The organism is Psychrobacter halodurans (assembly GCF_017498075.1).
Classification (GTDB): domain Bacteria; phylum Pseudomonadota; class Gammaproteobacteria; order Pseudomonadales; family Moraxellaceae; genus Psychrobacter; species Psychrobacter celer.
Genome location: NZ_JAGBKN010000048.1, coordinates 1 through 4,517 on the forward strand (window position 1 = coordinate 1; position 4,517 = coordinate 4,517).

At 46.1% G+C, this 4,517-nt stretch carries 4 protein-coding genes; 2 read left to right on the plus strand and 2 right to left on the minus strand.

Features of this window, described 5'->3' with window-relative positions; all coding sequences use genetic code 11:
• Positions 1–291: 291 nt before the first annotated feature.
• Both pssA and J3491_RS11805 read right to left on the minus strand, forming a co-directional pair.
• The gene (gene pssA, locus J3491_RS11800; RefSeq protein ID WP_075102334.1) at positions 292–1,074 is read right to left on the minus strand and encodes a CDP-diacylglycerol--serine O-phosphatidyltransferase; all 783 of its coding nucleotides are present in this window, start codon (positions 1,072–1,074) and stop codon (positions 292–294) included.
• A 100-nt stretch (positions 1,075–1,174) separates the two neighbouring features.
• Complete coding sequence (locus tag J3491_RS11805) at positions 1,175–2,059, minus strand: 23S rRNA (adenine(2030)-N(6))-methyltransferase RlmJ (protein WP_075102326.1); 885 nt, start codon at positions 2,057–2,059, stop codon at positions 1,175–1,177.
• Positions 2,060–2,190: 131 nt separating this feature from the next.
• Between J3491_RS11805 and J3491_RS11810 the strand changes: the two genes are divergently transcribed.
• Both J3491_RS11810 and dapE read left to right on the plus strand, forming a co-directional pair.
• Positions 2,191–2,955: a 2OG-Fe(II) oxygenase gene (locus tag J3491_RS11810; protein WP_075102325.1), complete on the plus strand. Its 765-nt coding sequence runs from the start codon at positions 2,191–2,193 to the stop codon at positions 2,953–2,955.
• 114 nt (positions 2,956–3,069) lie between these two features.
• Positions 3,070–4,272 carry a succinyl-diaminopimelate desuccinylase gene (gene dapE / locus J3491_RS11815; RefSeq protein ID WP_075102324.1) on the plus strand — a complete coding sequence of 401 codons (1,203 nt, stop codon included), beginning with the start codon at positions 3,070–3,072 and terminating at the stop codon, positions 4,270–4,272.
• Positions 4,273–4,517 lie beyond the last annotated feature (245 nt).

Below are 4,517 nucleotides of genomic sequence, written 5' to 3' on the forward strand. Positions count from 1 at the left end.
GAATGATGATTCATTGTTTAAATGAGTCACTCTTTTATCCGCCTTCCCTTTTGACTGGGTGGCATTATACGCGTATTTGGGTGGGGGTCAAGGGGGAACTGATAAATAATTCGCACTCTTTAATTGTATCTCCGATGACTCTTTCTAACTAATTGTTATTACTATTAATATCTATTCATCATTATTTTTGTTTATCTCAGTCTATATCCTTGGGCTTAGCATCGTGCTTAAAAATATAAAAAGGGGATCTACCTATCGGTAAATCCCTAGATACAAAGCTTAAAGGCAGCTCTAACTTTTTGCTTTTGCTTTAATCGTCGTAAAAATGCCCGATAACGCATAGAGAATGCCAATGGCTAAGATTCCAACAGGAATGTCATAGAGGACGATGCTCATGATCAACACTCCAATAATAAGTACCACAAATGGGACTTTCTTTTTATCAAACTCTTTAAAGCTATAGTATTTGACATTGCTGACCATCAGCAGACCACAGATAACAACCCACACCGCAAACAAGAGTATAATAGCGGTATCATACTGTCCGACCCACTCATTATGATCGACCGCGACCATGACAGCGGACGTGACCAATATAGCCGCCAATGGACTGGCCAAACCGACAAAGTATTTTTTATCAACTTCGCCTATCTGTACATTAAACCTCGCTAGACGAAAAGCGGCGCAAGCGGTAAAAACAAAAGCACAGCCAATACCAATGCGGCCTAGCGGCTGCAACGCAAAACTATATACTAAAATAGCAGGCGCAACCCCAAAGGCCAGCATATCTGCTAGAGAGTCATACTGCTCGCCAAAGGGACTTTGCGCATTGAGCATACGTGCGACGCGGCCATCAGCCCCATCTAAAATCCCCGACAAAAATATAGCCAGAGAGGCTTTGTAAAACGATCCTTGGGTACTGGCCAAAATCGAATAAAAGCCAGACAACAACGACAAGGTGGTAATCAAATTGGGGGCCAAATAGACACCGCGGCTAACCACCGGCTGACCCTCTGCAACTTCTGTCTCAATCACCTCAAACGTTAAGCCATCGTAATTATCATTATCCGCCATGCGAATATTGAACTCATGCTCATCAACAAAAGGCGGCTGAGTTGCGGCATTATCATTTAGACTATGGTGAGATGGTTGCTCAGTCGTCATAACGGTATCCTTATTCGCCAACTAGCCAGCGGACATTGGTGGCACTATCAGGTGTCAGCTCTGGCGCATCAGCGACTTTTAAAGCAGGCTGCAAAAAGCGCAAGATCTCACGGGCATGACTATCAAATTGCCATGGCGGATTGATGACGAGTAAACCTGTGCCATTGAGACCCACGGCGACATCATTTGGATAGATATTTAGCTCACAGACCAGCTGACGTCTCATCTCGGTACGCTTCAGCTTTTTGTAAAACAGCTCAACGGCTTCGATGTTTTTGATCGGGAACCACAGTGCATATGTGCCTTGTGGCCATTTATTATAGGCGGCGACGAGTAAATTGATCAGACGGGTAAAGTCTTTATGCTCTTGCTCATAGGGAGGATCGAGAAAAATAAGACCGCGGCGCTCGGCTGGCGGAATCACAGCGGTGACGCCTTCAAACGCATCACGATGATGAATGCCAATGGGCAGTTTGTACAATTGGTAGTTGAGCGCGTCATACTCGCTAGCTTTGGCCTCAAACGCTTCGCCGCGTACGCCAGTGTCTGGGTTTTTTTCGATATGATGGGCGATCCACCATGGCGAACCCGGGTAAACTTTATTATCATAAGTGGCTTTGGCTTGCTTGATGCCTGCCAGATAGTCTTTGACAGCCGCTGGGGCTTGTGCCATTTTGGTGTCATCAAGCTTTAACAATGCTTTGATGCCACCCTCGGCTTCACCAGTTTTGCGCGCTTCTTCACTGCTGAGTGAATAAAGACCGCGACCACCGTAAGCGTCGAGCGCATAAAAGGGTTTGTTTTTTTGGCTCAGCTGATTAAGCAGTTGTACCAATAAAATGTGTTTTACCACATCAGCAAAGTTACCAGCATGGTAGGCGTGTTTATAGTTCATAATCTCAAAAGTTTAAAGTAAGAAAAATTGCATCTATGGTAGCATAGGCAGCGTAAAAGATAATGTGGTTTTGGTAAATGCTCTTAATAAAAGGGCCTTGAATGCCAGCTGATTGATAATAACGAGGTGAGATGACTAAGATTATTAGCAACCTAAATGTGACAAAGCTGGTGGTCGATCATCCAATAGGTCCTGACAATCCGCCGCGATTCACCCCATACAGCCCTAATTGCGCTGACATAGACGATAAGTCATTGAGCCAAGATGCCTTGCAGATGTCAGACTTTGAGGTGTGCTGGGCTGATAAACTGACCGATAAACAGCTCGATCAGCTCGTCGATGATGGTTGGATAGTAATCGATGAGGTGTTTACGCATACGGCGTTACTGGCGTTGCAGGCAGAGAGTGGGTTTGTCCAATACCGAGACGCCGAGCTAACGGCTGGTGTTCGCATCAGTGACATACGCGGTGATCGCATCCGCTGGATCACAAAAAACTTTTTTGCTGGATTTTATTACTTGCAGTCCATCAACGCGCTAGCGGCTTTGTTCAATCAAAGCTTGTTTGCAGGTATTCGCCATAGTGAAGCACACTATGCCTGCTATCCGGCAGGCTTTGGTTATCAATGGCACAGCGACAATCCTGCAGGCCGCGATGAGCGTGTTATCTCAGCGGTTTTTTATCTTAATGATGAATGGACAGCCAGCGATGGCGGCGCGTTAGAAATCATTGATAAACACGGCAGCCATCACAGTGTCATGCCTGTTGCCAATCGACTGGTCATATTTGATAGCGATCTGCAACATCAAGTACAAATCGCTCATCGGCAACGCTACTCTATCGCAACATGGATGCGCCGAGATGGTTTGGTGCCATTTATTGAAGATAGTATGTAAAACGTATAAATCTATCATAAGCCGCTACGGCTTGTGCCATGGTTGAATGTGCAACACGCCCTAGTCTTTAATCCAAAATCTTATCCTCTCACTTTATAATAAAAAGGTTTTTTCATGTCTGACGCTCACAATCAAAACATGACTCATCAGCAGCAAACACTGGACTTAAGCATCGCTTTACTTGAGCGCCCTTCCGTCACTCCAGATGATGATGGCTGTCAAGATATTTTGTCGTCTCGCCTAGCGAAAGCAGGCTTTGACTGCGAGTTTATGTACTTTGGTAATAAAGAGCAGAGCGGCGAGCATGCGGAAGTCAAAAACCTCTGGGCACGCCGTGGTACAGCCGACCCTGTGATTTGTTTTGCTGGCCATACCGATGTTGTACCGACGGGCGACGAGAAAAACTGGACCTACCCGCCCTTTACCCCAACCATAAAAGACGGCTTTCTTTGGGCGCGCGGTGCAGCGGATATGAAAACGGGCATTGCAGCCTTTACCATCGCCGCCGAGCGTTTCGTCGCGAGTCACCCTGAACACAATGGCTCGATTGCCTTTTTAATCACTTCAGATGAAGAAGGCCCCTCTATCAATGGCACGGTGAAAGTCATTGAAACCTTAGAGGCCCGTCAAGAAAAAATAACTTACTGCCTCGTTGGTGAGCCGTCAAGTACTGATACGCTAGGCGATATCATCAAAAACGGACGCCGCGGCTCGTTGGGTGCGGTGTTGACGGTCACTGGCAAACAAGGTCACGTCGCTTATCCGCATCTGGCCTGTAACCCTATCCATGCAGCGATGGCGGCGCTCAGCGAGCTGACATCAGCAACTTGGGACAACGGCAACGACTACTTCCCGCCCACGACCTTACAAGTCTCAAATATCAATGGTGGTACGGGCGCAACCAACGTCATCCCCGAAACCTTAGAGGTCGTCTTTAACTTTCGCTTCTCGACCGAAACCAGTGAAGAAGAACTCAAAGCAAAAACACATGCTATCTTTGATAAGCATTTTGCTGATAGCAAAGCCAGTTATGATATCCAATGGAAATTATCCGGTCAGCCGTTTTTGACCCCTGAAGGAAAACTGGTTTCAGCCTGTCAAAATGCGATCAAGTCAGTCACAGGTACAGACACGACGCTATCGACATCAGGCGGTACATCCGATGGACGCTTTATCGCACCCACTGGTGCGCAAGTGGTCGAGCTTGGTGTCCGTAACGCTACCATTCATCAGGTCGATGAAAAAGTAGAAGTGGATGACTTGGGCAAATTGGCGCAGATATATGAAGGGATTTTGGAAAATTTGTTATTAGAGTAACTGTGTAGATAAAACCGAAAAGTAAAAAAGCGCGAGTCTTAGATGACTGGCGCTTTTTTATGGGCGGCTTTGGCTCAAAACTCATTTAAGTTGTTAGCTAGGGCGTGTCTTCAATTCAATCGACAACCCTCTAAATGGGCTAAAAATGGTTAAATCTGGCCAAACGGTGTCAAATAGCTGACTAATATCTCAATATTATCTGCGCTATTTTCCTTGTTTGACGGCGATTTATCTCATTTTTATCG